Source organism: Pandoraea sp. XY-2 (genome assembly GCF_004193915.1).
Lineage (GTDB): Bacteria > Pseudomonadota > Gammaproteobacteria > Burkholderiales > Burkholderiaceae > Pandoraea > Pandoraea cepalis.
On record NZ_CP030849.1, the window covers coordinates 1039484 to 1064415 of the forward strand.

At 66.3% G+C, this 24932-nt stretch carries 28 protein-coding genes; 27 read left to right on the forward strand and 1 reads right to left on the reverse strand.

What is annotated here, in order from left to right; all coding sequences use genetic code 11:
* The first annotated feature begins 115 nt into the window (after positions 1 to 115).
* The 20 genes from DRB87_RS04800 to flgM all read left to right on the forward strand — a co-directional run bounded on the left by DRB87_RS04800 (position 116) and on the right by flgM (position 20033).
* Positions 116 to 1042, forward strand: coding sequence for an N-formylglutamate amidohydrolase (locus DRB87_RS04800; RefSeq protein ID WP_130025066.1), 927 nt, complete (start codon positions 116 to 118; stop codon positions 1040 to 1042).
* Positions 1039 to 1833, forward strand: a complete 795-nt coding sequence (locus DRB87_RS04805; protein ID WP_130025067.1) for an IclR family transcriptional regulator — start codon at positions 1039 to 1041, stop codon at positions 1831 to 1833. The genes DRB87_RS04800 and DRB87_RS04805 overlap by 4 nt, the downstream gene beginning before the upstream one ends.
* Before the next feature lie 107 nt (positions 1834 to 1940).
* Positions 1941 to 3440, forward strand: a complete 1500-nt coding sequence (locus DRB87_RS04810) for a YfcC family protein (RefSeq protein WP_130025068.1) — start codon at positions 1941 to 1943, stop codon at positions 3438 to 3440.
* An 88-nt stretch (positions 3441 to 3528) separates the two neighbouring features.
* Positions 3529 to 4749 (forward strand): helix-turn-helix domain-containing protein, encoded by a 1221-nt coding sequence (locus DRB87_RS04815; protein WP_130025069.1) that lies wholly within the window; start codon positions 3529 to 3531, stop codon positions 4747 to 4749.
* Between the two features lie 44 nt (positions 4750 to 4793).
* On the forward strand, positions 4794 to 5471 hold the full coding sequence (locus tag DRB87_RS04820; protein ID WP_130025070.1) for a PQQ-binding-like beta-propeller repeat protein: 678 nt from the start codon (positions 4794 to 4796) through the stop codon (positions 5469 to 5471).
* A 191-nt stretch (positions 5472 to 5662) separates the two neighbouring features.
* A complete protein-coding gene (ahpC, locus tag DRB87_RS04825) occupies positions 5663 to 6226 on the forward strand; it encodes an alkyl hydroperoxide reductase subunit C (RefSeq protein ID WP_017235263.1) in 564 nt (187 codons plus the stop codon).
* Between the two features lie 261 nt (positions 6227 to 6487).
* Positions 6488 to 8086 (forward strand): alkyl hydroperoxide reductase subunit F, encoded by a 1599-nt coding sequence (gene ahpF / locus DRB87_RS04830; protein WP_130025071.1) that lies wholly within the window; start codon positions 6488 to 6490, stop codon positions 8084 to 8086.
* A gap of 363 nt (positions 8087 to 8449) precedes the next feature.
* Positions 8450 to 10096: a flagellar basal-body MS-ring/collar protein FliF gene (gene fliF, locus DRB87_RS04835; protein WP_130025072.1), complete on the forward strand. Its 1647-nt coding sequence runs from the start codon at positions 8450 to 8452 to the stop codon at positions 10094 to 10096.
* Positions 10080 to 11099 (forward strand): FliG C-terminal domain-containing protein, encoded by a 1020-nt coding sequence (locus tag DRB87_RS04840; protein WP_130025073.1) that lies wholly within the window; start codon positions 10080 to 10082, stop codon positions 11097 to 11099. Before fliF ends, DRB87_RS04840 begins: the two co-directional genes overlap by 17 nt.
* Entirely contained in the window at positions 11096 to 11836 is a 741-nt protein-coding gene (locus DRB87_RS04845; RefSeq protein WP_130025074.1) for a FliH/SctL family protein, read from the forward strand. The genes DRB87_RS04840 and DRB87_RS04845 overlap by 4 nt, the downstream gene beginning before the upstream one ends.
* The gene (locus DRB87_RS04850) at positions 11833 to 13113 is read left to right on the forward strand and encodes a FliI/YscN family ATPase (protein ID WP_130025075.1); all 1281 of its coding nucleotides are present in this window, start codon (positions 11833 to 11835) and stop codon (positions 13111 to 13113) included. The genes DRB87_RS04845 and DRB87_RS04850 overlap by 4 nt, the downstream gene beginning before the upstream one ends.
* Positions 13104 to 13679 (forward strand): hypothetical protein, encoded by a 576-nt coding sequence (locus tag DRB87_RS04855; protein WP_130025076.1) that lies wholly within the window; start codon positions 13104 to 13106, stop codon positions 13677 to 13679. The genes DRB87_RS04850 and DRB87_RS04855 overlap by 10 nt, the downstream gene beginning before the upstream one ends.
* Complete coding sequence (gene fliD / locus DRB87_RS04860) at positions 13667 to 15085, forward strand: flagellar filament capping protein FliD (RefSeq protein WP_130025077.1); 1419 nt, start codon at positions 13667 to 13669, stop codon at positions 15083 to 15085. The genes DRB87_RS04855 and fliD overlap by 13 nt, the downstream gene beginning before the upstream one ends.
* 35 nt (positions 15086 to 15120) lie before the next feature.
* Entirely contained in the window at positions 15121 to 15498 is a 378-nt protein-coding gene (fliS, locus tag DRB87_RS04865) for a flagellar export chaperone FliS (RefSeq protein ID WP_130025078.1), read from the forward strand.
* A complete protein-coding gene (locus DRB87_RS04870; protein WP_130025079.1) occupies positions 15491 to 15790 on the forward strand; it encodes a hypothetical protein in 300 nt (99 codons plus the stop codon). The genes fliS and DRB87_RS04870 overlap by 8 nt, the downstream gene beginning before the upstream one ends.
* Positions 15780 to 17054, forward strand: a complete 1275-nt coding sequence (locus DRB87_RS04875; protein WP_130025080.1) for a flagellar hook-length control protein FliK — start codon at positions 15780 to 15782, stop codon at positions 17052 to 17054. Before DRB87_RS04870 ends, DRB87_RS04875 begins: the two co-directional genes overlap by 11 nt.
* Entirely contained in the window at positions 17051 to 17968 is a 918-nt protein-coding gene (locus DRB87_RS04880; protein WP_240756182.1) for a FliA/WhiG family RNA polymerase sigma factor, read from the forward strand. Before DRB87_RS04875 ends, DRB87_RS04880 begins: the two co-directional genes overlap by 4 nt.
* A 14-nt stretch (positions 17969 to 17982) precedes the next feature.
* Entirely contained in the window at positions 17983 to 18855 is an 873-nt protein-coding gene (locus DRB87_RS04885) for a motility-associated protein (RefSeq protein ID WP_130025081.1), read from the forward strand.
* Complete coding sequence (locus DRB87_RS04890; RefSeq protein WP_130027728.1) at positions 18852 to 19718, forward strand: OmpA family protein; 867 nt, start codon at positions 18852 to 18854, stop codon at positions 19716 to 19718. The genes DRB87_RS04885 and DRB87_RS04890 overlap by 4 nt, the downstream gene beginning before the upstream one ends.
* An 18-nt stretch (positions 19719 to 19736) precedes the next feature.
* The gene (gene flgM / locus DRB87_RS04895) at positions 19737 to 20033 is read left to right on the forward strand and encodes a flagellar biosynthesis anti-sigma factor FlgM (protein WP_130025082.1); all 297 of its coding nucleotides are present in this window, start codon (positions 19737 to 19739) and stop codon (positions 20031 to 20033) included.
* On the opposite strand, the gene DRB87_RS04900 is transcribed toward flgM, so the two are convergent.
* Positions 20015 to 20302 carry a hypothetical protein gene (locus DRB87_RS04900; protein ID WP_130025083.1) on the reverse strand — a complete coding sequence of 96 codons (288 nt, stop codon included), beginning with the start codon at positions 20300 to 20302 and terminating at the stop codon, positions 20015 to 20017. The two genes, flgM and DRB87_RS04900, sit on opposite strands and share 19 nt — an antisense overlap.
* Between DRB87_RS04900 and DRB87_RS04905 the strand changes: the two genes are divergently transcribed.
* The 7 genes from DRB87_RS04905 (at position 20302) to flgG (ending at position 24876) form a co-directional block, all read left to right on the forward strand.
* A complete protein-coding gene (locus DRB87_RS04905) occupies positions 20302 to 20481 on the forward strand; it encodes a hypothetical protein (protein WP_130025084.1) in 180 nt (59 codons plus the stop codon). The two genes, DRB87_RS04900 and DRB87_RS04905, sit on opposite strands and share 1 nt — an antisense overlap.
* 233 nt (positions 20482 to 20714) lie before the next feature.
* A complete protein-coding gene (flgB, locus tag DRB87_RS04910) occupies positions 20715 to 21101 on the forward strand; it encodes a flagellar basal body rod protein FlgB (protein ID WP_130025085.1) in 387 nt (128 codons plus the stop codon).
* A gap of 2 nt (positions 21102 to 21103) precedes the next feature.
* Entirely contained in the window at positions 21104 to 21514 is a 411-nt protein-coding gene (gene flgC / locus DRB87_RS04915) for a flagellar basal body rod protein FlgC (RefSeq protein WP_130025086.1), read from the forward strand.
* Positions 21511 to 22197: a flagellar hook assembly protein FlgD gene (locus tag DRB87_RS04920; RefSeq protein WP_130025087.1), complete on the forward strand. Its 687-nt coding sequence runs from the start codon at positions 21511 to 21513 to the stop codon at positions 22195 to 22197. Before flgC ends, DRB87_RS04920 begins: the two co-directional genes overlap by 4 nt.
* 15 nt (positions 22198 to 22212) lie before the next feature.
* Complete coding sequence (locus DRB87_RS04925; RefSeq protein WP_130025088.1) at positions 22213 to 23316, forward strand: flagellar hook protein FlgE; 1104 nt, start codon at positions 22213 to 22215, stop codon at positions 23314 to 23316.
* Between the two features lie 4 nt (positions 23317 to 23320).
* Positions 23321 to 24052 carry a flagellar basal body rod protein FlgF gene (locus DRB87_RS04930; RefSeq protein ID WP_130025089.1) on the forward strand — a complete coding sequence of 244 codons (732 nt, stop codon included), beginning with the start codon at positions 23321 to 23323 and terminating at the stop codon, positions 24050 to 24052.
* Between the two features lie 35 nt (positions 24053 to 24087).
* Complete coding sequence (flgG, locus tag DRB87_RS04935; protein WP_130025090.1) at positions 24088 to 24876, forward strand: flagellar basal-body rod protein FlgG; 789 nt, start codon at positions 24088 to 24090, stop codon at positions 24874 to 24876.
* The last annotated feature ends 56 nt before the right edge of the window (positions 24877 to 24932 follow it).

Sequence of the window (24932 nt, forward strand, 5' to 3'; positions counted from 1 at the left end):
TTCAGGCTTAATTTTTAATACGTTGTTTTAACAAACAAAACAACGATGATTTGGCGATGAAAGATTTCGCTATTCCGGCCCGTCAGGCGGTCGCAAGCATGTGGGAAAAATTTTGATGGTGACGCAAGAAAACAACACGACTGCCTTGGACGCCGATGTATCCGCCGACGTGCGCGTGTCGCGCAATGACGCATGTGTCGTCGTGCGTCCGGTCGAGTCGTCACTGCCGATCGTGTTCGACTCACCGCACAGCGGCGCCACATTGCCGGCCGACTTCGACACGGTGGTGCCGCGCGAGGCGCTGCTCTCGGGATGGGACGCATTCGTCGACGAACTCTGGGCCTGCGTGCCGCGTCATGGCGGCACGCTGATCGCCGCGAATTTCCCCCGCATGTACATCGACGCGAATCGCGCCGTGACGGATATCGACACGGACATGCTCGATGGGCCCTGGCCCGACCCCATCGCGCCGGAAAAATATTCGGCACGCGGCATGGGGCTGCTGCGCCGCTACGCGTTGCCGGGCATGCCGATGTATGACCGCAAGTTATCGGTGGCCGAAGTCCGCCGTCGCATCGACGGCTACTACCTGCCGTATCGCCACGCGCTGACGGAAGTGGCCGATGCAGCCTACGCGATGCATGGCGCGCTGTGGCACGTCGATTGCCATTCGATGAAGTCGCGCGGCAACGCCATGAATGTGGACGACGGGGTCGCGCGCCCGGACATGGTGGTGAGCGACCGCCTCGGTACCACGGCCGATCCGGCGTTTACCGAGTGGGTGGCGGGCACGCTGCGCGAGCTGGGATATCGCGTTCAGGTCAATACGCCGTACCAGGGCGGCGACCTGCTCACCGCCGTGAGCGATCCCGCGCGCCGGCGTTCGAGTCTGCAGATCGAGATCAATCGCGCGTTGTACATGGATGAGGCGCGCTTTGTGAAGCACACCGGATTTGATACGCTCGGGCGCAATCTGGAAACGTTCACGGCCACGCTCGCCCGTTGGGTGCGGGCGCAGGCAAGCCCTAAGGAAATCCCATGAACTACATCGTCGATTCGGTCGACAGCGCCCTGAAACTGCTCTCGCTGGTCGCGGAGCATCCGGGACTCGGCGTGACGGAGCTGTCCAATCGTCTGGGCATCAACAAGTCGCGCACGTATCGCATGCTGTGCACGCTGGAACACAACCGGTTCGTATTGCAGGACGAGCGCACCACAACCTATTCGTTGGGGCCGCAGGCGTTTGTGATCGGCGTGGCCGCCTCGCAGCAGAACATTCTCGTGCGTGCAGCGCAAAAGTCGATGCTCGTGCTCAATCAGGCGATCAACGAGACCATCGTGCTGCGTGTGCGCGAAGGGCTGGAGACCGTATGCGTGGCGCGCAGCGAATCCACGCATCAGGTGCGCTCGGTGGGATCTGTCGGCAATCGTCGGCCGATCAGTTCGGGAGCGTCGGGCAAGGTGTTGCTCGCGTTTTCCCCGGACGCCATTCGCAACGAATTTTTTACGCGCATGAAGCACCTGCCGGGCGCAGCCGAGACGATGGCGTTGGCCGAAGAACTGGCCGCCGTGACGCGCAAGGGCTATGCGATCAGTGCGGGAGAAGTCACGAGCGGGGCCATCGCCATTGCGGTGCCGGTGCGCGACGTGTCCGGCGAAGTCGTGGCGGCGCTCTCGATTTCGGGACCGGAGGCGCGTATCAGCCGCATCGAAATTCCCGACTATCTGGAGCGTCTGCAGGCGTGCAGCCGCCAGATTTCGGCGGAACTGGGGTATGCGGGCGCTGCGCTCGCGCAGACCCCGAACGAGGCGCAAGCCGACAACGTGGCGTAGCGCGGCGCCAGACCCGCACCGGTTCGCCAGGGATTGGCGGCCGGTGGCGGCAAGGCGCCAGGCGACGTCATATCAACAACACGAAAGAGACAACAGGCAGGATTGACATGACAGCGCTAGCGCCGACGCCCGTCGACGGGCATTCCCATTCCGATCTCGCGAGCGCGCCAGCCGGGCATGCGCACGGCGAGCCCGGCAAGGTCGAAAAACCGCACGGCAAAATGCTGCACCCCGTCGTCATGATGCTTTGGGTGCTGATCGCGGCCGTGGCGATCACGTGGTGGGTCGACGCCGGGCGCTTCTCGCGCGAGGGCAAGCTCGTGGTGCCGGGCACCTATCAAGTCGTGCCGAAGACGCACGACATTGCGACGCTCGTGGCGCCCAAGGCCGCGCACAGCACACCGGCGCAGGCGCAGCCCGCCAACGTGGTGTCGGCATTTCTCGCGGTGCCGCAGGGGCTCGTCAAGAATGCGCCGCTCATCTTCATGGTGATGTTCGTGGGCGGCATGTTCGGCGTGATGCGCAAGACGGGGGCCATCGACGCGGGCATCGACCGGTTGCTGCAACTCACTGCGGGCAACATGTACGTCCTCGCGCCGTTGCTGATGGTGCTGATCGCGCTGGGCAGCACGCTGCTCGGCTTCATTTCCGAATACCTGGTCGTGATTCCGATGGTGATGGTGCTCACGCGCCGTCTGGGCCTGTCGAACCTGTTCGCGGTGGCGTTGGTGGCGATTGCGGCGAAGATCGGGTACATCGCGTCCGTCACGAATCCGCTGGCGCTCGCTGTCGCCCAACCCCTCGTCGGCTTGCCGCTGTTCTCCGGCGTCGGGCTTCGCGTGGCGGTGTTCGTGGGGTTCCTGGCGCTGGGCATCGCCTACTTTCTCTGGCATGTGCACCGCAGCGAGTACCGCCTGGCCGAGGCGCGGGCGCAAATGGCGTCGGTGGCGCATCTACATGCGCGGCTCTCGCGACGGCACAAGGCCACGCTGCTCGTGCTGGCGCTTGCCGCTGCCATGCTGGTCTACGGCACGCGCGAACTGAAGTGGGGCAACCTCGAGCTGTCGGCGTTCTATGTGCTGACAAGCCTGGTGACGGCCGTCGTCGGTCGCCTTGATTCCCGCACAGCCGCCGACGCGTTCGTCGAAGGCCTCAAGGGCATGATGCTCGCGGGCCTGCTGATCGGACTGGCAGCATCGGTCGAGATCATCCTGCATGGGAGCTATGTGCTCGATACGCTCATCAACGACTTCACGCGTGCGGTGCGCGGTCAATCGGCGGTGGCGGTCGCCAATGGTCTGATGGGCGTGCAGATGGCACTGGATGTCTTCATTCCGTCAATCTCCGGCAAGGCCGCAGTGAGCATGCCGATCATCGGGCCGATTGCGCAGCTCTCGGGCGTGAGTCCTCAGACGTCCGTGCTGGCGTTTTTGCTGGGCGGCGGGCTGACGAACATGATTACGCCGACGTCCGGCATGTTGCTCGCCTATCTCGCGACCGCGCGGGTCGGCTTCGGACAGTGGCTGAAGTTCATCCTGCCGCTGTTCTTCGTGTTGCTGGTGCTCTCGGGAGGTGTGCTCGCGTTCGCGGTGTTGAGCGGGTATTGAGTCTCACGAGCGCGCCTCGTCTGTAACGCTTTTGCGATGCCGACATCGCGCCGTCGGCATCGCCTTGTGCGCGAGGTAATATCGCGCGATGGACTCCCTCATTGCTGCTTCCGCCCGCGCGCTCGCTGCCGGCGATTCGCTGGGTGCCTTGCGCCGGATCGCGTTGCGCGACGACGCGCCCGCGCTCGCGCTGCGCGGCATCGCCATGGCACAGCTGGGCGAGTTCGCCCGCGCGCGAGAGCTGTTCAAGCGGGCGGCGCGAAGCTTCGGCCCGCATGAGGCTCTGGCACGCGCTCGATGTGTTGTCGCCGACGCCGAAGTCGCGCTCGCCATGCGCGACCTTGGCGGGTCGACGCGATCGCTCCACGCCGCCGCCGCCGTGTTGCTTGCGCATGCGGACATCCCCAATGCCATGCTCGCGCATCTGGTCCTTGCCCGCCGCCTCGTGCTGCTCGGCAAGCTCGACGCCGCTGCGCAAGCCCTGCAGGACACCCCGTCAGATGCCGTCCCGGCGCGCCTCGTCGCCGGACATGCGCTGATCTGCGCCGAGCTGGCGCTGCGCACACTGCGCATTCCGCAAGCGCATGCCATGCTCGCGCATGCGCAAACGGCCGCGTCGGCGGCCAACATTCCCGCGCTGATCGCCGAAGTCGAGAGCGTGCATGCAGCCTTGGCGCGACCGGCGGCTCGCCTCGCGCAGTCCGACGGCGAGCGCGCATTGAACCTCGACGAAGTGGCACGACTGCTGCATTCGGATGTGCTCGTTGTCGATGCCTGTCGGCGCGGCATCAGCGCCGGCAGCAGCTGGCGACCGCTGGCACGGCGTCCGGCGCTCTTCACCCTGGCGCTGCAACTCGCGCGCGCCTGGCCCGGCGACGTCGACCGCGATACGCTCATCGGGGAAGTGTTTCGACTGCGGCGCCCCGACGACACCCACCGCGCTCGCCTGCGTGTGGAGATCGGCCGTCTGCGCGCGTTGCTCAAGGGACTCGCCGACATCGACGCGACGCCGCGCGGGTTCGTGCTGCGCACGCAAGGTGAGCGCGCAGTGTCGGTGCTGCTGCCGCCCATCGACGGCAATCGCGCGTCGCTTGTCGCTCTGCTGTCGGACGGTGCGGCGTGGTCGACTTCCGCCCTGGCCCTTGCACTCGGTGCGAGTCAACGCACCGTGCAGCGCGCCTTGTCCGCGCTGGAGCACGAGGGTCGCGTGTGCGGGCTCGGCCGCGCAAGGGCTCGTCGATGGACATCGCCGCCCCTCACCGAATTCACGACGACATTGTTACTCCCTGTTGGATGGTCGTTTGGCTAGAGTGGACTTGCACGCCGACGACGGCGTCACAACCGGAGCCTGACATGACAAGCAAACTGCAACGAGTGGAACGTCCGCTGCCCCAAGCCGCCGTGATGGCGGCCGATATCGCCTGTGAGTACGGTCCGTTCGCGGGCAACGAGCGAATCCATGGCGTCACGTTCGACGGCCGACAGGTATGGGCCGCAACGGGCGATACCCTGATCGCCTTCGATCCCGCCACGGGCGAAGTTCGTCGCACGATCGCCGCCCCGAGCGACGCCGGCACGGCCTTCGACGGCACGCACCTCTATCAGATCGCCGAATCGCGTATCGACAAGATCGATCCGTCGACCGGCAAGGTCATCTCGTCGATTCCCGCGCCCGACAGCGGCAGCAACTCGGGACTGACGTGGGCGGAGGGCAGCCTGTGGGTCGGGCAATATCGCGATCGCCGCATTCTCCAGATCGATCCTGCCACCGGGCAGGTGTTGCGCAGCATCGCGTCCGATCGGTTCGTGACCGGCGTGACCTGGGTGAACGATGAACTCTGGCACGGCACGTGGGAGAACGACGAGAGCGAACTGCGTCAGGTCGACCCCGCCAGCGGTGAAGTGCTCATGCGCGTGGAGATGCCGCAGGGCATTGGCGTGAGCGGCCTGGAGCATAACGGTGCCGATCTGTTCTTCTGCGGCGGCGGTGGAAGCGGCAAGGTTCGCGCGGTGCGTTATCCGCAGCGCTGAGCCGCCGAGCGTCGGACAATGGCCGGTCTGACGCGGCAAAGCCGGCATGGTGGGCCATGTCGGAAGCGCTCGGGAAGGCTATCGGCGCCGATAGCCTGAACCAATGACATAGATTTTAATAATCAATTTAAGTTAATTGATAGCATTCGGCATACTGTCAACACTTTCCACCCCGTCAGAGAGACAACGACATGCCGATCATCAACAGCCAGATCAAGCCGTTCAAAGCCAACGCCTACCAAAATGGCGATTTCATCACCGTGACCGACGAGACCCTGAAGGGCAAGTGGTCGGTGGTCGTGTTCTACCCGGCCGACTTCACCTTCGTATGCCCGACCGAGCTCGGCGACCTGGCCGATCACTACGACGAGTTCAAGAAGTTGGGCGTCGAGATCTATAGCGTATCGACGGATACCCACTTCACCCACAAGGCCTGGCACGACACGTCGGACACGATCCAGAAAATCCAGTACCCGATGCTTGCCGACCCGACGTTGGCGATCTCGCGCAACTTCGACGTGCTGATCGAAGAAGAAGGTCTGGCACTGCGCGGCACGTTCGTGATCAACCCGGAAGGCGAGATCAAGCTGTGTGAAATCCACGACAACGGCATTGGCCGCGACGCCAAGGAACTGCTGCGCAAGGTGCAGGCGGCGCAGTACATCGCCGCCCATCCGGGCGAGGTCTGCCCCGCCAAGTGGACGCCGGGCGCGCAAACGCTGAGCCCGTCGCTCGACCTGATCGGCAAGATCTAAGCGAGATCCAGGCGAGATCCAGGCGAGATCCAGGCGTTACGGGGCGCTACCGGGCCCACCCCTGCGCTACGCACGATCGCCGCCGCACGCGCCTCGCCGGCGCGCCAGCCTCCTGAGTCTGGCGCGCCGGCCCCCGACCCCGAACCCCGAACCCCGACCCCGAACCCCGACCCCGAACCCCGATGCCGACCTGCGCCCGCCTGCGGCCCGCGCGGTGGGCCTTGCTGACCCCATCACGCTCTATCGAGACGGAGAAACACCATGTTGGACGCGAACCTCAAAGCCCAGTTGCAAACGTACCTTCAGAAAGTCACGCGCCCGATCGAGATCGCCGTGTGGCTCGACGACAGCCCGAAGTCAGCCGAGATGAAGGCGCTGGTCGACGAGATCGCCCCGCTCTCGCCGCAGATCGCCGTCGTGGTGCACGCCGACGGCGGCGACAGCGCGGGCGAGCGTCGTCCGTCCTTCGCCATCGGCACGCCGGGGGAAGCACCGCGCATCCGCTTCGCCGGGCTGCCCATGGGGCACGAGTTCACGTCGCTGGTGCTCGCCTTGCTGCAAGTGGGCGGTCACCCGGTCAAGCTCGACGACGACACCGTCGCGCAGATTCGTGCGCTCGACGGCGATTTCCGCTTCGAGACCTACATCTCGCTGTCGTGCCAGAACTGTCCGGAAGTCGTGCAGGCGTTGAACGTCATGGCGCTGATCAATCCGCGCATCCAGCAAGTCACCATCGACGGCGCGTTGTTCCAGGGCGAAGTCGAGGCGCGTCGGGTGATGGCGGTCCCCACCGTGTTCCTCAACGGCGAATCGTTCACGCAGGGCCGCACCAGTGTGAAGGAATTGCTCGCGAAACTCGACACCGGTGCAAGCGTGCGCGCCGCGAAGGCGCTCGAGAACAAGCCGGTCTACGACATGCTGATCGTGGGCGGCGGCCCCGCAGGCGCTGCCGCCGCGATCTACGCCGCCCGCAAGGGAATTGTGACGGGCGTGGTCGCCGAGCGCTTCGGCGGCCAGGTGCTCGACACGATGGCCATCGAGAATTTCGTCTCGGTGACGCACACCGAAGGACCGAAGTTCGCCACAGCACTCGAACAGCACGTGAAGACGCATGACGTCGACGTGATCGACACGCAGCGCGCGCAAGCCTTGATTCCCGGCAAGATTCACGAAGTGCATCTGGCCAGCGGCGCGGTGCTCAAGGCGCGGTCAGTGGTGCTGGCCACCGGTGCGCGCTGGCGTGAAATTGGCGTTCCGGGCGAACGTGAGTACCGTAACCGGGGCGTAGCCTATTGCCCACACTGCGACGGCCCACTCTTCAAGGGCAAGCGTGTGGCGGTCGTCGGGGGTGGCAACTCGGGCGTGGAAGCCGCCATCGATCTGGCCGGCATCGTCAAGGAAGTCACGCTGATCGAATACGGCACGCAACTGCGCGCGGACGACGTCCTTCAGCGCAAGCTGCGCAGCCTGCCGAATGTGCGTGTGCTGATGAACGCACAGACGACCGAGATCCGTGGCGACGCGCAGAAGGTGGACGGTCTTGTGTATCGCGACCGTGCCTCGGGAGAGGTTTCCACGATCGCGCTCGAAGGCGTGTTCGTGCAGATCGGTCTCGTGCCGAACACCGAATGGCTCAAGGGGAGCGTGTCGCTCACGCGTCACGGCGAAATCGAAGTCGATGCCAAGGGCGCGACGTCGGTGCCCGGCGTGTTCGCCGCGGGCGACGTCACGACCGTGCCGTTCAAGCAGATCGTGATCGCCGTCGGGGAAGGCGCGAAGGCCTCGCTGGGCGCCTTCGAGCATCTGATGCTCAGCTCGGTGGAGGACGAGGCGGTAACGCCCGAGAAAATCGCCGCCTGACGCGAACCGACGCGGCCCGGCGCCGCCGCCGAAAGATAGCAAAGCCCTCACGTGTGACGCGCGTGAGGGCTTTGCTACGTATGGGCCACGCATGGGGCTGATCGCCGATGCGCGCTTGTACATGATGCGGTGGTGCGCCCCTCATCGATCCCCGTGTTAATGGGAAAACGCACCAAAAATTAGCTTTGAATGCGGCCGATGCCCAAAGGCTACGCAGATTTTCGATAGTTGACGGAATCGTTGTCACCATGTGCTCCTTCAATTTGGCACACGACGCAGGCGGTCTTTGCGTCACCCCTTAGCGGAGTGACGGTGGTGGGATTGCGATCCGGCTACCCGTGATTCGGTCAAGTGAATCGACATATGGGAATCGACAACATTTTTCGTGCGCTGGGCAGCGCTGGCACGCAATCGCGAGCGCGATGGCTGAAGTGGCGCGCGCAGCCATCGGGCTTTGCCGGACACCTGCGCGGTGCGTTACCGATCGTGGTCGCCGCCGGTGCCATTACCGCGGCCACACTCGCCTGGTATTCGCGCGACACCGGTTACGCGCCGCTCTTCGGGCAGCACCAGCGCATTCCGATCGCGCAGGCCACCGGCGTGCTCGAAGCGGAGCAGATCCCGTTCCGCATGCATCCGGACACCGGCGCGATCCTCGTGCCGCATGACCGGGTCGGACGCGCGCGTCTTGCGTTGGCCGCCAAAGGCGTCACGCCGGAGCTGCCGCCAGGGCTCGAACTGGTCGACCGCGACGAACGCCTGGGGGTGCGCCAGTTCGTGCAGGACGTGCGTTTTCGTCGGGGGCTGGAGGGCGAGCTTGCGCGCACCATCATGTCGATCGACGCGGTGGATGTCGCTCGCGTACACATTGCGCTGGCACCGAAAACGTCGTTCGTCACCCATACCAAGGCGTCGGCCAGCGCATCGGTGCTGATTTCCGTACGCGCCGGACAGACGCTTGCGCCGCAGCAGGTCAGTGCCATCGTCAAGCTCGTCTCGGGCAGTGTGAACGGTCTGGCGGCGGAGCATGTTGCGGTTGTCGATCAGCACGGCACCCCGCTCACGGCGAATCTCGATCTGGACGATGCAACGCACGGTAACGCCGAAGTCCGCACCCGCTCTCGCGACGATGCACTTCGCAATGTGCGCGGCCTGCTCGACGGCATCCTCGGCCCCGCTCGCTATCGCGCAAGCGTGAGCGTCGATCTGGACGAGGACCTGGTGTCCAACACCACCGAGGCGCTCGGTGCCGATCCGCGCGTGATGCAGGAAGCCGTGCGCGAAGCGCGCGACGACGACGCCGTTGTCGGCGGCGTGCCCGGGGCGATGACCAACCGCCCGGTGGACGCCGCCCCGTTGCTCGCAGGCGATGCGGGGGCAATGCGCACCACCTCGGCCACACGTCAGTTCGCTTACGACCGCTCGATCACGCAGACGAAGCGTCACCGTCCACGCGTGCGTCAAATGCACGTGGCCGTGATGGTCGACTCGCAGGCAGCACCGGGCGGCAACGGGTGGACCGCCGAGTCCCTCGCCGAGCTCGAGCGTGCCTTGCGCGCCGGCACGGGCATTCAGACCGCGCGTGGCGACACGCTGGTGGTGAGCGCCATGCCGTTCGCGGCGTCCGATCGCGCAGCGCTCGTCGACACGGCTGAGCCGACCGCCCAGCCCCCGTTGCTGAGCGACGCACAAATGAAATATGCCGCCATCGCGGCCGCCGCGACGCTCGTTCTGGCGTTGGGCCTGTGGGCCGCACTGGCCCGGCGTGCGCGCCGCCGCAAGGCTGCCGCACTTGCCGCCGACGAGCAGGCTCGCGAGCGTCGTCGGCAGGAAGCCGAGAGCGACGCGCAGCAAGCCGCGTTGCCGGCCTTCGCCTCGGACCTGCCGCCGGCCTCGGAGGCGTCGTTCGATACGAAGCTGGCGCGCCTGACAACCCTGGCCGACGGCGAACCCGAGCGGGTCGCCCAGATCATCAAACAATGGATGGGTACGAATGCCGCTTCCCGCTGACACTTCCGCGCTGAGTGAGATCAATGGCGTCGACCGCGCCGCCGTGCTGCTGCTTTGCATGGGCGAGCGGGCTGCCGCCGCCGTGATGGCGCAACTCGCGCCCGCCGAGCTATTGCGCGTGGCACACGCCATGTCGCGTGCCGGTAGCGTGAAGAAGCACGACGTGCACGCCATCGTCGACCAATTCCTCGACGCCTGTACACAGCATGGCGGTGCGAACGCCGCACCGCGCGCGTACCTTGAACGCTCGCTCGCCGCAGCGCTTGGCGAGGGGATCGCCAGCAACGTGCTCGACGGCATTTATGGCGATCGGGTTCGACCCAAGCTGGCGCGCCTGCAATGGGTGAGCGTGACAAGGCTCGCCGACGTGCTCTCGCGCGAGCATCACCGCATGCAGGCGTTGCTGCTCGCCTATCTGCCCGCCGACCTCGCGGGACAACTGCTTCGTGCGCTGCCCGAGTCGCAGCAGGAAGCGCTGTTGCTGGCGACGGCACAGCTCACGCGCGTCGATCGCGAACTGCTGGCGGATCTGGAACTGATCGCGGACCGTTGTCTCGCCGGACTGTCGGCCGACAATGCCGATGTCCCGGGCACACGACTCGCGGCGCAAATCATCGGCCATGTGCCCGACGATCAAAAGCGGCTCATGGAAGCCCTGCGCGCGCATGACGCCACGCTGGCGGAGTCCGTGGAAGCGAACCTGTATAGCTTTGACATCCTGGCCTACCAAGCCCCGGAAGTGATCGATCTGGCCGTGGGCGAGGTGTCGACCGAAACGTGGGCGACAGCACTCAAGGGGACGGACGCCCGCATGCGGCAAGTCGTGCGCGAGCGCATGTCCCGCCTTCAGGAAGACGCGCTCGCACAGGCCATGCAGCGTCTCGGGGCGGTGTCGGCGGCGCGCGTGGACGCCGCGCGCGGCGAGATCATGGCGGCACTGCGCACGCGAGCGCGCGATGCGAATCTCTTCCTGCGTCTGGCAGACGGCGAGGTGCTCGAATGAAGCCGCACCGGTTTGGCACGAAGTCGGATGCCGCCGCGCAGCGGGGGTGGGTGCCCGTACAGCCGGATCTGGAGACTCTGCGTGCGCAGGCGTACTCGCTAGGCGTGGCGCATGGCGCTGCGCAGTCGCGTCGTGCCGTGTGGCAGGAAGCGTTCGACGCCGGACGCGCCGATGGCGAGCAAGCTGCCGAGGCGCGCTTGCAGGCGTTTTACGCCGCGCGGCTGCGCGACGAACTCGAGGTCATCGCACTGCCGCTCGCGGCGCTGCAGGCGGCGCGCGAGCAAGTCCACGCGCGACTCGCGGCGGGGGCGCTCGACGTAGTGAGCGAGGTGGCGACACGCGCGGTGCAAGCAATCGTACAGCGCGAGTTGGACACGGCACCGGCCGACATCGCCGGCATCGTGCAGCGACTGCTCGCACAGTTGGGCGCGAGCGACCACCGGGTCACCGTCTACGTCAGCCCCGACGACGCCAATGTACTCGCGACGCGTATCGGGGGCGACATCGCTGACACACCCTCGCATACGGATGGCGACCGTCCGGGTTGGCGTATCGTCGCCGATCCTTCGCTCGGTCGCGGTGCTTGCCGAGTCGACGCCGACGGCCTTTGGTACGACGCCGGATGCGACGGTCGCCAGGCCGCAACGCATGACGTCGTGCGGCGTCGATTGGCTGACTGGGTCGACGCGTGCATGCCGGCCCCGATGCTGGACGAGACGCCAGAGGCTCAACGATGAACGACGCGATCGCACTGGCCACACCGATGGCGTTCGTCACGCGGGCCAATGGCGCGGTGCTCGACGCGCGCGGCCAACGGTTTCCGCTTGGACAGCCGTGTCGTGTTGAAACGTCCGCCGGCCGATGGACCGACGCCGAGGTCGTCGGGTTTGCCGATGGCACGCTGCAACTCGTGACGTTGGCGTGTGTGGCCGACGTCGTGCCCGGTGCCCGTGTGCTGCCCGGCCACTCGACGCCGGCGCTGCGCATCGGGCCGGCGTGGCTCGGCCGCGTGGTCGACGCGCTCGGGCAGCCTCTGGACGGCAAGGGGCCGTTGCACGGCGATACCTGGCTCGATACGCGGAGTTCGCCGCCGGCGCCGCTGGATCGGCGCGCCATTGCCGAGCCGCTTGCCGTGGGCGTGCGTGCGATCGATGGGCTGCTGAGTCTTGGCAAGGGGCAGCGTGTGGGGCTGTTCGCGGGTAGCGGGGTGGGCAAGAGCGTGTTGCTCGGCATGATGACGCGGCATACCGAAGCCCAGATCGTCGTGGTCGGGCTGATCGGCGAGCGAGGGCGCGAAGTCGGCGAGTTCGTCACGGAGACGCTCGGGCGCGCCGGGCTGGCCAAGGCTATCGTCGTTGCTGCGCCGGCCGACGCACCGCCCGCGCAGCGCATGAAAGCCACCGAGTTGTGCCATGCCATCGCGACACATTTTCGCGACGCGGGCTGCGACGTGCTCCTGCTCGTCGATTCGCTCACGCGTTACGCCATGGCGTGCCGCGAGGTCGCGCTCTCGCTTGGCGAGGCGCCCGCGGCGCGCGGCTATCCGGTATCGGTGTTCGCCCGCTTGCCGCGTCTGGTCGAATGCGCGGGCAATGGCGCGGGCTCGGGCAGTCTGAGCGCGATCTACACGGTGCTGGCCGAGGGCGACGATATGCAGGACCCCGTGGTCGACACCGCCCGAGCGGTGCTCGATGGTCACATCGTGCTTTCGCGGGAACTGGCGGACGCGGGGCACTACCCGGCAATCGATATCGGGGCATCGGTGAGCCGGTGCATGTCGCAGGCGGTGGGCGCGCGCCAGGCGAGCGCGGCGCGCGCGTTCAAGGCGCAGTGGCACGCGTATCGACAAATTCGCGAGTTGATTCCGCTCGGCGCCTATGTGCCCGGCGCGCACGCCGAGACCGACCGTGCCGTGGCGCGACATCCCGCCATGCTCGACTTTCTGTGCCAGCACGACGGGGAACACCGGGCGCCGCACGATCTGTGCGAGCGACTGGAGGCGTTATGTCGATGACCGGGAACACGCCGCGTGCCCTGCGCGCGTTGCTGTCGATGCGCGAGCGCGAACTCGACGCGGCACAGCGTGATGGCCGCCAGCTCGCGCAACGTCAACAACGGCTGGCGCGCAACGTTGCCCAGCTCACGCAGCTCTATCGCGCCGTGGCGATCAACGGCACGCGCGCGAGTGCGCACAGCTTTCAGAATCGCGCCGATTACAAGCGCACGCTCGTGGAGATGATCGAGACGCAGCAGGTGCCGATGGCCCAGTTGGCGCGCTGGCAGTCGGTGGCGGCGCAGGCTGTGCGTGACGCTCAGCGTCGGCGTGAAGGCGTGGCAACGCTCGTCGCGCGCCATGAGATGACCGCGAGACAGGCGGCGTGGCAGCGCGAGGCGCGCGAGCAGGCCGCCCAGGCGCTGGCGATTTGGCAGCGAAGGGCGAGCGCGCGGACGCGAAATGAGGAAATCCCCTCGAACCCTGGCGTTGACAAAGTGCGCACGGAGGTCGCTTTGGTGGAGAAAACCACGCGTTTCGCGTCTCGTGCCCACCCTGAAACAGGAGTTCCGCCATGCTGCAAGTGAAAGACCGTATCGAGAAGCTGGCCCAAGATGTCGCTTCCAACCGCATGCGAGCGGAGTTCGGCCGTCTTGGGAAAGACAAGGCCAGCACCGAATCCCGCCAAAGCGGTGTCGCGACGCTCAAGGAGGTGCTGGGCACCTTCGAGAAACAATTGCGACGCCTTGGCGACAGTGCGGACTTGCGCCAGCACAAGGCCACGCAATCGAACGACCAGGCGTTCTCCGTCAAGTTGGAGAAGGGCGTGCAGCAGCTCGATTTCGACGTGCACGTCAAACAGCTCGCCACCGTGCATCAGGTGCAAATCCAGAACGTCGAGGCGCTCGCCGCCGGCAAGGTGGCCGTGGCGGGACGCGACGCGGCGGTCGCGCTGGATACGTCCGGACTGGACCTGACGACGCCCGAGGGTGTCCGGGCGCTTGCCCGACGCATCAACGCCGACCCCGACTTGAGCGGCCACGTCCGCGCCGATCTTCGGTACGTCGCGAGCGACGGCGTGCCACGGCTTCTGTTGACGGCCAAGACCTCCGGGATGGGCGCGCGCTTCAGCGTTAAGGATGGCGCCGACGTCGATGCCGGAACGGTGCTTGCGAAAGGCGATAACGCGATTGTGCGCCTCGGCGATCAAGCGGGGCAGGACGAAGCGTATCCGACCAACGAGATCGCTCTGTTTGCAGGGATCACGCTGTCGTTGAAAAAGGCGGATACCGGGACCGAGACGACGCGTGTTTCTGTCGTGCCGGACCGAGAGGGGACGGCGGCGAACATGCGTGCCCTCGTTCAAGCCTACGACGCGCTACGCAAGCAGGTGCGCGAACTGATGGACCCCGGCACCCCGGGCGCGACGGTCTCGCTCGATGGCGACGAGAAGCGCGAAGACATCAAGGCGGCGGGCCCGTTCTACGCCGATGCCGGTGTGCGGGCATTGCTGCGCGACCTGGAGCGCAATTTCGAACGGCCCGTGACGATCGACGGCAAGACATTCGATCCTGCCCAGTTCGGCGTGAAGCGCAATGCCGACGGGTCGGTCACCTTCGACGCGGCGCGTTTCGAGGCCGCCTACGCCGAGGACAAGGAACGACTGGCCAAGTGGTTCGGCGAGAGTGCCGACGTCATGAAGCGCGACGCCAGCGCCGACCTGGACAAGCAGCCGGCGGGCATGCGGCTCGCGGTGCGCATCCGTGAGTGGACCGACGAGATTGCCGGCGTGCTCAAGCACCGCAGCGACAACGACGAAATCGCATCGCGCCGGCTATCCGAGCAACAGGACCGGCTGGAGACGCGCTTTCGCGCACTCGTCGCCCGTTACACCGGTGAATTCGCGCGCGCGGAGCAGGTTCGCCAGCAAATGAACGAGACACGCAGCTTTGTCGATGCGCTCTTCCGCGGATCGCGCAAATCCGACGAATGATGCGCGTCGTCATCCTCTAGGGAGTCAAACCGAACATGGCTTATCAGGAATACCACGTCTCAGACCTCGACGCCCGCATCGCGGGCGCCACCCCGTTGCAGCTCATGCTGATCCTGCTCGACGGGCTGCTCGACGAACTGGCGCGCGTGCGCGCGCACATCGAGCATTCGCGCAACGACGCGCGTCTGCGCAGCGTGACCAAATGCCTGAATCTGCTCAATGGGCTGGCGTCGCACATCGATGCGGCCGACGGCCCCGGCGTCACGCAACCGTTGGCGACCGTGTACGACTTCTGCATGCGCGCAGTCGCGCAGGCAAGCGTGGAGGGCGATGTCGCCAAGCTCGACGAGGTCACGGCCGTGGTCACCCAGCTCGCGCAGGGCTGGCGTTCCCTGGAGACGCGGTGTGGTTGATGCGGCGACCTTTCAGACGCTGGCGCGAGATCTGCGAGGGCATTCCGCGGCGCGCGAGTGGGGCTTGCTGCAGGCGACCGACGCGCTGTTCCGTCGGGCTTGGCGGCACGCCCCCGCGCCCGACGCGAGGGATGCGCGGCTCGCGCAGGCCATGGCCGATGCGCGCGTCGCTCACGACCAGGCTTACCTGCTGTCCCAGCGCGCCGCATCGGAAGCCCGCAGACAATTGGCCGGACTCGGCCATTGGCGCGACGGTGCGCTTGGCTACCTGAGGATGCACGATGATCGTTGAACCCGTGCGTCTCACGACCTTCACCCATGCGGACCCACTGAGCAAGGTGGCGCACGGCGTGCCGCCCGCCGACTCGGCGCAAGCGGTGTCGGCTCCCCAGGACGCGATGGCGTCGCACGACTTTGCCGCCTCGCTGGTTCGCTTGTCGACGCAGGGCCTTGACCTGGACGCCGCGGCCGGTGAGTCCGAGACAGGGTGGGCTGTGTCGGTCGACGCGCCGGACACCGCTTTGCGCCAAGGTGTGGAGGTGCGCGTCGGCGCTGCGGCCGCATCCGCGATGCCCCTGGCGGGGCCTGACCCGCAGAACGCCGTCGACACGAATGGCAAGCCCGACCCGGAACCCGACGACGCAGGCATCGTTCGCGAGGTCGCCGTCCTCGCGCCAACCATGCCTGTCAACCCGGTGATGCCTGTCATGTCGGTCACGACAGCGGCCGTCACGCGCGATGCTGGTGAGCCCGCGTTGATGCCGCTCGACAGGTATTCGAGTCACGGCGAATCGCCGGACGACGCGGCAGCGACGCATCTCGCAACGATGCTCGCGGCGCGTGAGCATCGGATGCAGGGGGCCGTGGGCAGTGCGCAACCGACCGAGCGCGGGAACGGCGCTGTCGACATATCGACCTCCATGTCTGCGACGGCATCTGCTGTACGCGTCGTGGCGTCAATGTCGCCGCCGCCCGTGGGATCGCTGCCCGCGACCATGACGAACGATGACGGAGTGGCGCATGCGCCTCGCGTTGCGTTCTCCCCGACGCTGTCCGGGAGCGCAGTGGCGACGGAATTGACCGCCGCAACGGGATTGTCTGGACTGACGAGTCTCGCGACCGTGTCGGGCGGAACGCTTGGGGGAGCCCTGGCGGCGAGCGATGGAGCGGCCGTTTCCCGAACGCTGTCCGAACGCGTGCAGTCGATGATGGAGAACGGTGTCCAGGAAGCACGCATGCGGTTGATGCCGGCAGAGCTCGGCGAGATCGGCATTGTCGTGCGCAAGTCGCCCATGCAGCTTAGTGTGAGCTTGCACGTGGCGCGCCCCGAGGTGCTGAGCCTCGTTCAGGGCACGGTCGGGTTGTTGCGGGACATGCTCTCGCAACGGCACGCCGGGGATGTCCATGTGAGCATCGCAAGCCTGCCGCAACACGGCGGCGACGGCGCGTCGGGCAATGCGCGAGATCGGCATGCGCGCGACCACCGGGCCGGCGACGCGAGCCCGGGCATCGCATTGGGGGCAGCGGGTCGCAATGACGAGGCATTCCGGCTATGAACACACTGATGTATGGCCCCGTCACGCGTTCATGTGACGACAGGTGCGACGACAGACGCAGCGACGCCCACACGGCGAGCGCAGCCAACGGCGTGGGCGCGCCGCCGTCGTTGCGTGTCGAGCGGGCGCAGGCTGCGCCGCCGGAACCGTCGCCGTTGGCATGGCAGGCGATCCCGGCCGCCGATGAGCAAACGCAAGTCTTGCGCCTGATGCCGTTGATCGCGCGCATCGTGCGCTCGCTGGCGCCCCAGACCAGTGTCGCGATGGCGCAGGAAGACATGACGCAGATCGCCCTGATCGCCGCACTCGATGCCATACGACGGTACGGTCCCCCGGACGAACGTTTTACCGCTTACGCCGCGACCCGTATTCGCGGGGCGGTGCTCGACGAACTCCGTCGGCTCGATTGGCGCCCGCGCACGTTGCGGCAGGCGTCGCATCGGCGGCGCGATGCCGAACGCGAATTGACACGCACGCTCGGGCGCGCGCCAACCCGTGAAGAACTGCGTGTCCATGTGGGGATGGACGCCGCGGCGCTGGAAGAAGCCGAGATGGCGGGCTACGCGGAGAGCATCGCGAGCTTTGACGAACTGCTCGCCGAGGGTGGCATGGCGGCCAACGAAGTGCTCGTCGAACGGCGCAGTCCGGAAGATCTGGTCGCCATGCGCCAGAGTCTGACGCGCTCGCTCGACGCGCTGGACCCGCGCGAGCAGCGCGTCGTGCAGCTGTACTACGAGTTCGACATGAATCTCGAGGAGATCGGCGAGGTGCTGGGGTTGACCCGGGCCCGGATCTGCCAGATTCATCAGGTGGCGCTTGGAAAAATGAAGATCGCCTTGCACGACGCAGGGCGAAGTGGCGCGCGAAACGCGCGCGTCCCACAACGCAATGATCAGACGAGTTTGACGAGATAGACGAGGCAAAGACAATGAAACTACTGCTGCTTGGGGCTGCCGTGATCGCGGGTAGCGTGTTCGGTATGTTCTGGCTCAACGGCGGCCAGTTCGAAACCGTATTCCATCTGAATGAGTTGGTGCTGGTCGTCGGCACGGCGCTGGGGGCGTTTCTCGTGGGCAACACATCGCGCGTGCTGGGCGATCTGCGCGCGGTCGTCGCGGCCGCCATGCGGCGGCGACGTCATGGCGAGGCGTTCGAGCGGGAACTGCTCACGCTCACCTACACGCTACTGCAAACTTCGTCGCGCGACGGCGATCGTGCGCTCGACGCCCATCTCGACGACCCGGCGCGCAGCGCCATCTTCCAGCGCAGTGCTCACGTGCTCGCCAATAAGAAGCTGATCGACTTTACGGTCGATGCCTTGCGCGTCGCGGCACTGAGCAAAGGCTCGCGGGGCGAGTTGGATAGCCTGCTCGCGATGGAAATCGAGAGTCGGGAGCGTCGCATGATGCATCCCGTTCAGGCGCTGCACAAGCTTGCCGAGTCGATGCCGGGCTTCGGCATCATCGCCGCCGTGCTCGGCCTGGTGCTCGCCATGTACGACATCGGGGCCGGTGCGGCAACGGCCATGATCACCCGTCAGGTCGCGGTGGCGATGGTCGGCACGTTCTTCGGCGTGTTCGCCTGCTACGCCGTGTTGAGCCCGATTGCGAACCGGCTGTCGCAATCTGTCGCCGTGGAGATGACCGGCTACGAATGCGTGCGCGCGGCGATCATCGCGTTCCTGAGCGGGAAAACGCCGCTGCTCTCGGCCGACGCCGGACGCCGCATGCTGCAATACGGCGCGTTGCCGAGCTTCAATGCGCTCGAAGGTTGGGTGCGTAGCGCCGAGGACGGACGATGAGTACGCGTCGAGCTCGCGCCACGGTTGAAGAGGGCAGTCATGCCTGGAAGGTGGCATTTGCCGATCTCTGCCTGGTGCTCATGTGTCTGTTCGTGGTGATGTGGGTGTTGGAGCGGCGCGTGTTCGAGTCGCAGCCGTCGTCCGAGGCGCCGGGCACCAGTACGCAGGCCTCAGCCGCGTTGCCGCCCGCGCTGCCAACGGATCCCGGCCGGATAGAGGCGACCCCCAAGGGGCAGTTCGAATCGCCCGCCGACATGGCGCGCCTGGCATCTGCCGTGCAACAGCTCAGCCAGATCGCGAATCTGTCGGATCATGTGAGCACGTCCATCACGCCGGACGGGCTGCGGGTGCGGCTGGCCGATTCCGACGAGCAAGGCATGTTCGAGCGCGGCAGCGCCACACCGTCGCCCCGCGCCCGCGCACTGCTCTCGCGCATCGGGGGGCTGCTGGGCGGCGTCGATAACGCGTTGATGATCGTGGGCCACACCGATGCCGTGCGATACCGAACGTCCGCCGCCGACGGGTACACCAACTGGCACCTGTCGTCGGAACGCGCGCTGGCTGCACGCACCGCACTGGTCGCCGGAGGGCTGCCACTCGGTCGCGTGCTCATGGCCGTCGGGATGGCCGACCACGCGCCCTTGCTGACCGACCATCCCACGGCAGCGGCCAATCGGCGCATCGAATTCGTCGTCCTCACCAAAGCCCGGGCGACGCAACTGGCGCAGATGTTTGGCGCCTCGCACGATGCGGCGCTGGTGCTCTCCGGAAGCGACGCGCAGGCCGACGCGGCCGAGATCGCCAAACTGCCTGCACGCTTAACAAACGACGGCGATCGGTCGCCTGATGTGAGTGAACCGTAATTTCCCAGGACTCTTCTCATGCCCAAGATCGACTCGATGGTCAATGTCATGCCTATCGACCCTGCACGTCGGCGCCTGACGTCGGCTGCAGCCAAGGCGCCTGTGGCGCACGCCGCTCCCGCGGGCGCGGTGCGCGCCGCGCGGGCCGATGCGAGCGATTGGCTCGCCAGCGCGCAAGCGGCCGTCGAGTCCGTTGCGCGTATCGACGCCGACAAGGTCGCGCGGATCAAGGCGCAACTCGCGCGCGGCGAGCTGACGTTCGACAGCGAGCGAGTCGCGAGCCGGATGCTCAGTCATCACGGGATGCTGCGGTGAACACCGCCGCGCAGCGCTTGCGCCGCGAATGCGTGGGGCGCATCGTGGCCGATGTCGACGCCGATCTGGTCGACTACCACCGGCTGATCGAGACGCTCGACGCGCTGCATCGCGCGCTCGTCGCGGACAAGCTCGACACACTCACGCGCGCTCACGATCGCGCGGCGCAATTGGTCAGCCGTTTGCGCGTTCGGGCACGCCGTCGCGTGCAATGTCTCGAACAGGCGTTCGGCGAAGCCGCCGCCGACACCCTGACGCCCGTTTTCCAATGGCTGGATACCCCGCCCGCGACGCCTTGTCCGCCCGCTGGCAGGCGCTGCAAGCGAGCGCGGCCCGCTGCAAGGCGATCAACACGCGCAACCTGCGCGAGATCGGCACGCGCCTCCATGCCCTCGACGTTGTGTTATCCCCCGCCTCACAGTCCGCGACCTACACGCCACCGCGATAAGCCCCTGGCGTCGGCGCGCCGCGTCGTAGCCTCGTCGCCTTGTAGCGCAAGCGGCGCAGCGTCGCAGGTTACGGGGAAATCAATCGACAAACCACCACGCAAATAGCGTCTTTGTCCCAAAGCCGATCCATGGGTTTGGGAAACGCGTCAATTTCACGCGCGTTTGGGCCGCTTTTCGATAGTTTTGTCGACAATGGGCGACGTCGTTATCGGTCAACCACGGAGGCGAAGTTTTGCAGACATTTTTTTCGCAGGCGCTAGGTGTTCACGCTGCGGCATTGCGCGCGCGAGAGGATCGCACGCGTGTGCTTGCGGCCAACCTCGCGAACGAAGCCACGCCGGGCTATCAGGCGCGTGACCTCGATTTCGGTGAGCGCGTGCAGCAGCATCTGGATGCGGCAACGGCGGCGGTGCACGACGCTGGTTCGCCCATGGCGAGCGTGGCGTCCGATGCTTTGCGCTACCGCGTGCCAATGCAACCGCGCGCCGATGGCAACACCGTGGAACTGGGTATCGAGCAGGCCCTCTTCGCGCAGAACCTGTCTGACTGGCAGGCCAGCCTTTCCTTTCTGAATCGGCGACTCGCCGGACTGCAGAAAGTCATCGACGGAGGCCGTTGACGATGAGCTTCAGGGAGATTGCGGGAATCGCCGGCTCGGCGATGGCCGCCCAAACCATTCGACTGAACACCGTGGCGAGCAATCTGGCGAACGCCGGTGCCGTCGCAGGCGACGCCGAGACGGCGTATCGCGCACGCAAGCCGGTGTTTGCCACGGCGCTTGGCGATGCCCAGGGGGCTCAGCACGTGCAGGTCGTTGATATCTACGAGAGCGAGGATCTGCCGCGTGTTGCGCACGAACCCGGGAACCCGCTCGCCGACGCCGATGGCAACGTCTTCTACGCAAACGTGAACGCGATCGAGGAAATGACGGACATGCTCGATGCGTCGCGTGCATTTCAAACCAATCTGGAAGTGCTGGCCCGCGTGCGCGCGGCGCAGCAGGACTTGTTACGACTCGGAGAGCGCGGATGACGCTAGCAATTGGACCCGACGACGTCGCTCGCGCCGCAGCGCAAAGCGGCGCCGCGACATCAGTGTCTGCGAACGGCGCAGGCGAAGAGATGCGAGCGATGTTCACGAAGCTGCTGGTCGCGCAGATTCGTCATCAGGACCCGCTCAACCCGACCGATCCGGCGCAGTTCGTCGGGCAGCTCACGCAACTGAGCCAGGCGGAATCGATGCAGCAGATGAGCCAGCGGGTGCTCGCGCAGACCAAGGTGCTCTCGGGCATGCAGGGCTATGCGCTGGGCAGCCACGTCGGTCGCGACGTGAGTATCGAGACGACGCGCGTCGAGCGCGTGAGCGGGCAGCCGATTCGAGGCACGGTCGATCTGCCTGCGCAGGGCGAGGGGGCCGAGGTCGTTTTGCGCGGCAGCGACGGCAGAACGATCCGCAAACCGTTGCCGGCGTCCTCGGGACGAACCGAGTTCGCGCTCGACGATGCATGGTTCGCCGAGCACCGTCTGGGCGCGGGCCGCTTCGACATCCACGTTCAGACCGGTAGCACGACGTTGCCGGTCCGTCTGTCGGGCCGCGTCGAGCGCGTGCATCTGGGCGACGCCGGTACGCGCGTCGATGTGTTGGGCGTAGGGACGAACCTCGACGCCGCAGCGATCAAGGAATTGTCGAGCAGCGCCTCTTCTGGCGCGGCCTGAGTACACGAGGACACCATGAGTTTCGATATCGCCCTGTCGGGCATCAACGCTATCAATCAGTCGCTGGAGACGATCTCGCAGAACATCTCCAACGTGTCGACGAAAGGATACAAGTCGGCCACCACCCGCTTTGCTTCGGCCATGGCCGAGGCGCAACCGGCCGGCGTCAAGGTCAGCGGCACCGAATATTCGGTCGGCGCCAGCGGCAGTCTGCAGAATTCCGGGAACCGTCTGCACCAGGCGATTCAAGGTGACGGTTTCTTCGTGCTTAGGGAGACGAATGGCCAGCGCGTCTATTCGCGTGTAGGCGATTTCACCGTCGACAAGGACAGCAGGCTCGTCGACGGGAGCGGGCGACTCGTACAGGGCTTCGCGCAGGGACAGTCGAACGTGTCCGACGTGACGATCGACAAGCGCCCGGTGGCGGCGCTGGCCAGCACAGGGGTCGACATCAAAGGCCGCTTGCCGGACCCGTTGCCGACGACGGCCGGCCAGATCGGAGAGACGTCGGTCACGTTTCGCGACACCAACGGCGAAATGGCGGTGAGAGGGCTGCGATTCGCCATGCAGGACGGCCCGTTGCGCCTGGAAGTCTCCGAAGTCGACGGCGGCAATGTGACCGTGTTGGGAACCCTCGATCCCGCAACGATGACGTTGGACCGGATGGCCGGTACCGGCACGCTGCCGACACTGGATTTCACCGGCATGGCCTCCCAGCGTGGCGCGTTCACCGCGAGCGCGACCGAAGTCGGTGGCCGCGAGGCGGGCGAGTTCGTTCGTGCCCGCATCGACAAGGACGGATCGGTCGTGGCGGAGTACAGCAACGGCGCGAGCGAAACGCGATATCAACTCGCTCTCGGTGACTTCGCCAATGCGGGCGGCCTCGCCCCCGCCGACGGCACCGTCTGGCGCGAGACCGGCGAGTCGGGCGTGGCGCAACTGCGTCGTCCGGGCGAGGGCGCCACGGGCGTGCTCGTGAGTAACGCGCTGGAAGGGTCGAACGTCAATGTGACGGACGAACTGGTCAACCTGATGTCCGCGCAGCGTAACTATCAAGCGAACACCAAGGTTATTTCGACGCAGAACGAGATGATGCGCAACCTGATGCAATCGATCTGACGCGATGGATGCCCTGATCTATACCGCGATGTCCGGCGCGCAACGTGCGCAGGACACCCAACAAGTCGTGGCGCAAAATCTCGCCAACACGGCGACCACCGGCTTTCGCGCGTCGTTGGCCGTTGCGCAGGCCAACGCCTTGCCGGGCGCCGGTCTTGCCTCGCGCCACTTCGCCGTGCAGGCGCCGGCCGGTCTCGACACTACGCCGGGCGTGCTGGAGCCCACGGGACGTGCGCTCGACGTCGCCATCGACGGGGACGGTTATCTCGCGCTCGCGGCGCGTCCCGAAGACAGCGCGGATGTCGTGTACTCACGCGGCGGTTCCCTCACGCTCGATGGCGACGGCACCTTGCGACTGCATGGCCGTGTGGTGCTCGGCGACGGCGGGCCGGTCGTGGTGCCGCCGCATCGCGAACTCGACATCGGCGCGGACGGCACGGTAGCGGTGGTGCTCGCGGGCGCGTCGGAACCTGTGCCGATAGGCCGTCTGCAACGGGTGCTTGCCATGCCCGGCGACATGCGCAACGCGGGCAGCGGCGTGCTCATGAGCGATGCCGGTGTGTTGCCCGGCGACGACGTCACGCTGCGCGGCGGCCATCGTGAAGCGAGCAACGTGTCGGCTGTCGGAGCGATGGTCCAGAGCATGAGCGCGAGCCGCGACTTCGAGATGCAGATGCGCGTGCTCAAGATCGCCGACGACATGGCCGATGGCGGCAACCGACTCATGCGCGGATAACGCGCGTCAACTCCAACCCCTCCCTTCGAGATGTCATGAATCCCGCACTTCTCATCGCCCGCACGGCGGTTCACGCGCAAGACGCGCAGTTGCAGACCATTGCCAACAATCTGGCCAATGTGAGCACAACGGGCTTCAAGCGCGACCGGCTTGCGTTCGAAGACACCTTCTATCGTGCCGTTCGCCCCGCGGGCGCCCGTACGCAAGGCGACGCGACGTTGCCCGGCGGCATGTACTTCGGTACCGGGGTGCGGCTTGCCGGCACGCAGAAGCAGTTCATCAACGGCACCGAACAGGACACGCAGAACGCGTTGGATGTCGCCATCACCGGCCGTGGCTTCCTGCAAGTCGAGATGCCCGATGGTGAGACGGCCTATACCCGCGCCGGCAATCTTCGGCTCGACGCCGATGGACGTATGGTCACGCAGGCCGGTCACCCGCTCGTGGGCGATATCGTCGTGCCGCCGGGTGCGCGCGAGCTCACGATCAGCGCCGACGGCGACGTGAGCGCAACGCAGACGGGCGACACCGAGCCGATGTCGCTCGGCCGCCTGCAACTCGCCGACTTCGTGAATCCTTCCGGCCTGCGCCCGATGGGCAGCAACCTGTTCGCCGAGACGGCCGCAAGCGGGCCGGCCATCGAAGGCAATCCCGGCGAAGAGAACCTCGGCCTGCTGCGGCAAAAAGCGCTCGAAGGCTCGAACGTCGTGGCCATCGAAGAGATGGTGAACATGATTACCGCGCAGCGCGCGTATGAAATGAGCACCAAGGTGCTGTCCGCTGCGGACAACATGATGCAGAACCTCGCGCAGGTTGCGCGCTAACGGACGCGGACGGAGACGACGATGACGCACGCAACGCCCCGTGGGCCGCGTAATGC

Bases quoted from the DNA above. Each gene is read 5' to 3' on its own strand.
- DRB87_RS04930 (WP_130025089.1), top strand. From the start codon at position 23,321: ATGGATGCCCTGATCTATACCGCGATGTCCGGCGCGCAACGTGCGCAG.
- DRB87_RS04885 (WP_130025081.1), top strand. From the start codon at position 17,983: ATGAAACTACTGCTGCTTGGGGCTGCCGTGATCGCGGGTAGCGTGTTC.
- DRB87_RS04850 (WP_130025075.1), top strand. From the start codon at position 11,833: ATGAACGACGCGATCGCACTGGCCACACCGATGGCGTTCGTCACGCGG.
- DRB87_RS04845 (WP_130025074.1), top strand. From the start codon at position 11,096: ATGAAGCCGCACCGGTTTGGCACGAAGTCGGATGCCGCCGCGCAGCGG.
- DRB87_RS04905 (WP_130025084.1), top strand. From the start codon at position 20,302: ATGGCTGGATACCCCGCCCGCGACGCCTTGTCCGCCCGCTGGCAGGCG.
- DRB87_RS04800 (WP_130025066.1), top strand. From the start codon at position 116: ATGGTGACGCAAGAAAACAACACGACTGCCTTGGACGCCGATGTATCC.
- DRB87_RS04875 (WP_130025080.1), top strand. From the start codon at position 15,780: ATGATCGTTGAACCCGTGCGTCTCACGACCTTCACCCATGCGGACCCA.
- DRB87_RS04855 (WP_130025076.1), top strand. From the start codon at position 13,104: ATGTCGATGACCGGGAACACGCCGCGTGCCCTGCGCGCGTTGCTGTCG.
- flgC (WP_130025086.1), top strand. From the start codon at position 21,104: ATGAGCTTCAGGGAGATTGCGGGAATCGCCGGCTCGGCGATGGCCGCC.
- DRB87_RS04890 (WP_130027728.1), top strand. From the start codon at position 18,852: ATGAGTACGCGTCGAGCTCGCGCCACGGTTGAAGAGGGCAGTCATGCC.
- fliF (WP_130025072.1), top strand. From the start codon at position 8,450: ATGGGAATCGACAACATTTTTCGTGCGCTGGGCAGCGCTGGCACGCAA.
- fliD (WP_130025077.1), top strand. From the start codon at position 13,667: ATGCTGCAAGTGAAAGACCGTATCGAGAAGCTGGCCCAAGATGTCGCT.
- ahpF (WP_130025071.1), top strand. From the start codon at position 6,488: ATGTTGGACGCGAACCTCAAAGCCCAGTTGCAAACGTACCTTCAGAAA.
- flgM (WP_130025082.1), top strand. From the start codon at position 19,737: ATGCCCAAGATCGACTCGATGGTCAATGTCATGCCTATCGACCCTGCA.
- ahpC (WP_017235263.1), top strand. From the start codon at position 5,663: ATGCCGATCATCAACAGCCAGATCAAGCCGTTCAAAGCCAACGCCTAC.
- DRB87_RS04820 (WP_130025070.1), top strand. From the start codon at position 4,794: ATGACAAGCAAACTGCAACGAGTGGAACGTCCGCTGCCCCAAGCCGCC.
- DRB87_RS04815 (WP_130025069.1), top strand. From the start codon at position 3,529: ATGGACTCCCTCATTGCTGCTTCCGCCCGCGCGCTCGCTGCCGGCGAT.
- flgG (WP_130025090.1), top strand. From the start codon at position 24,088: ATGAATCCCGCACTTCTCATCGCCCGCACGGCGGTTCACGCGCAAGAC.
- DRB87_RS04925 (WP_130025088.1), top strand. From the start codon at position 22,213: ATGAGTTTCGATATCGCCCTGTCGGGCATCAACGCTATCAATCAGTCG.
- DRB87_RS04880 (WP_240756182.1), top strand. From the start codon at position 17,051: ATGAACACACTGATGTATGGCCCCGTCACGCGTTCATGTGACGACAGG.
- DRB87_RS04805 (WP_130025067.1), top strand. From the start codon at position 1,039: ATGAACTACATCGTCGATTCGGTCGACAGCGCCCTGAAACTGCTCTCG.
- DRB87_RS04810 (WP_130025068.1), top strand. From the start codon at position 1,941: ATGACAGCGCTAGCGCCGACGCCCGTCGACGGGCATTCCCATTCCGAT.
- DRB87_RS04920 (WP_130025087.1), top strand. From the start codon at position 21,511: ATGACGCTAGCAATTGGACCCGACGACGTCGCTCGCGCCGCAGCGCAA.
- DRB87_RS04840 (WP_130025073.1), top strand. From the start codon at position 10,080: ATGCCGCTTCCCGCTGACACTTCCGCGCTGAGTGAGATCAATGGCGTC.
- fliS (WP_130025078.1), top strand. From the start codon at position 15,121: ATGGCTTATCAGGAATACCACGTCTCAGACCTCGACGCCCGCATCGCG.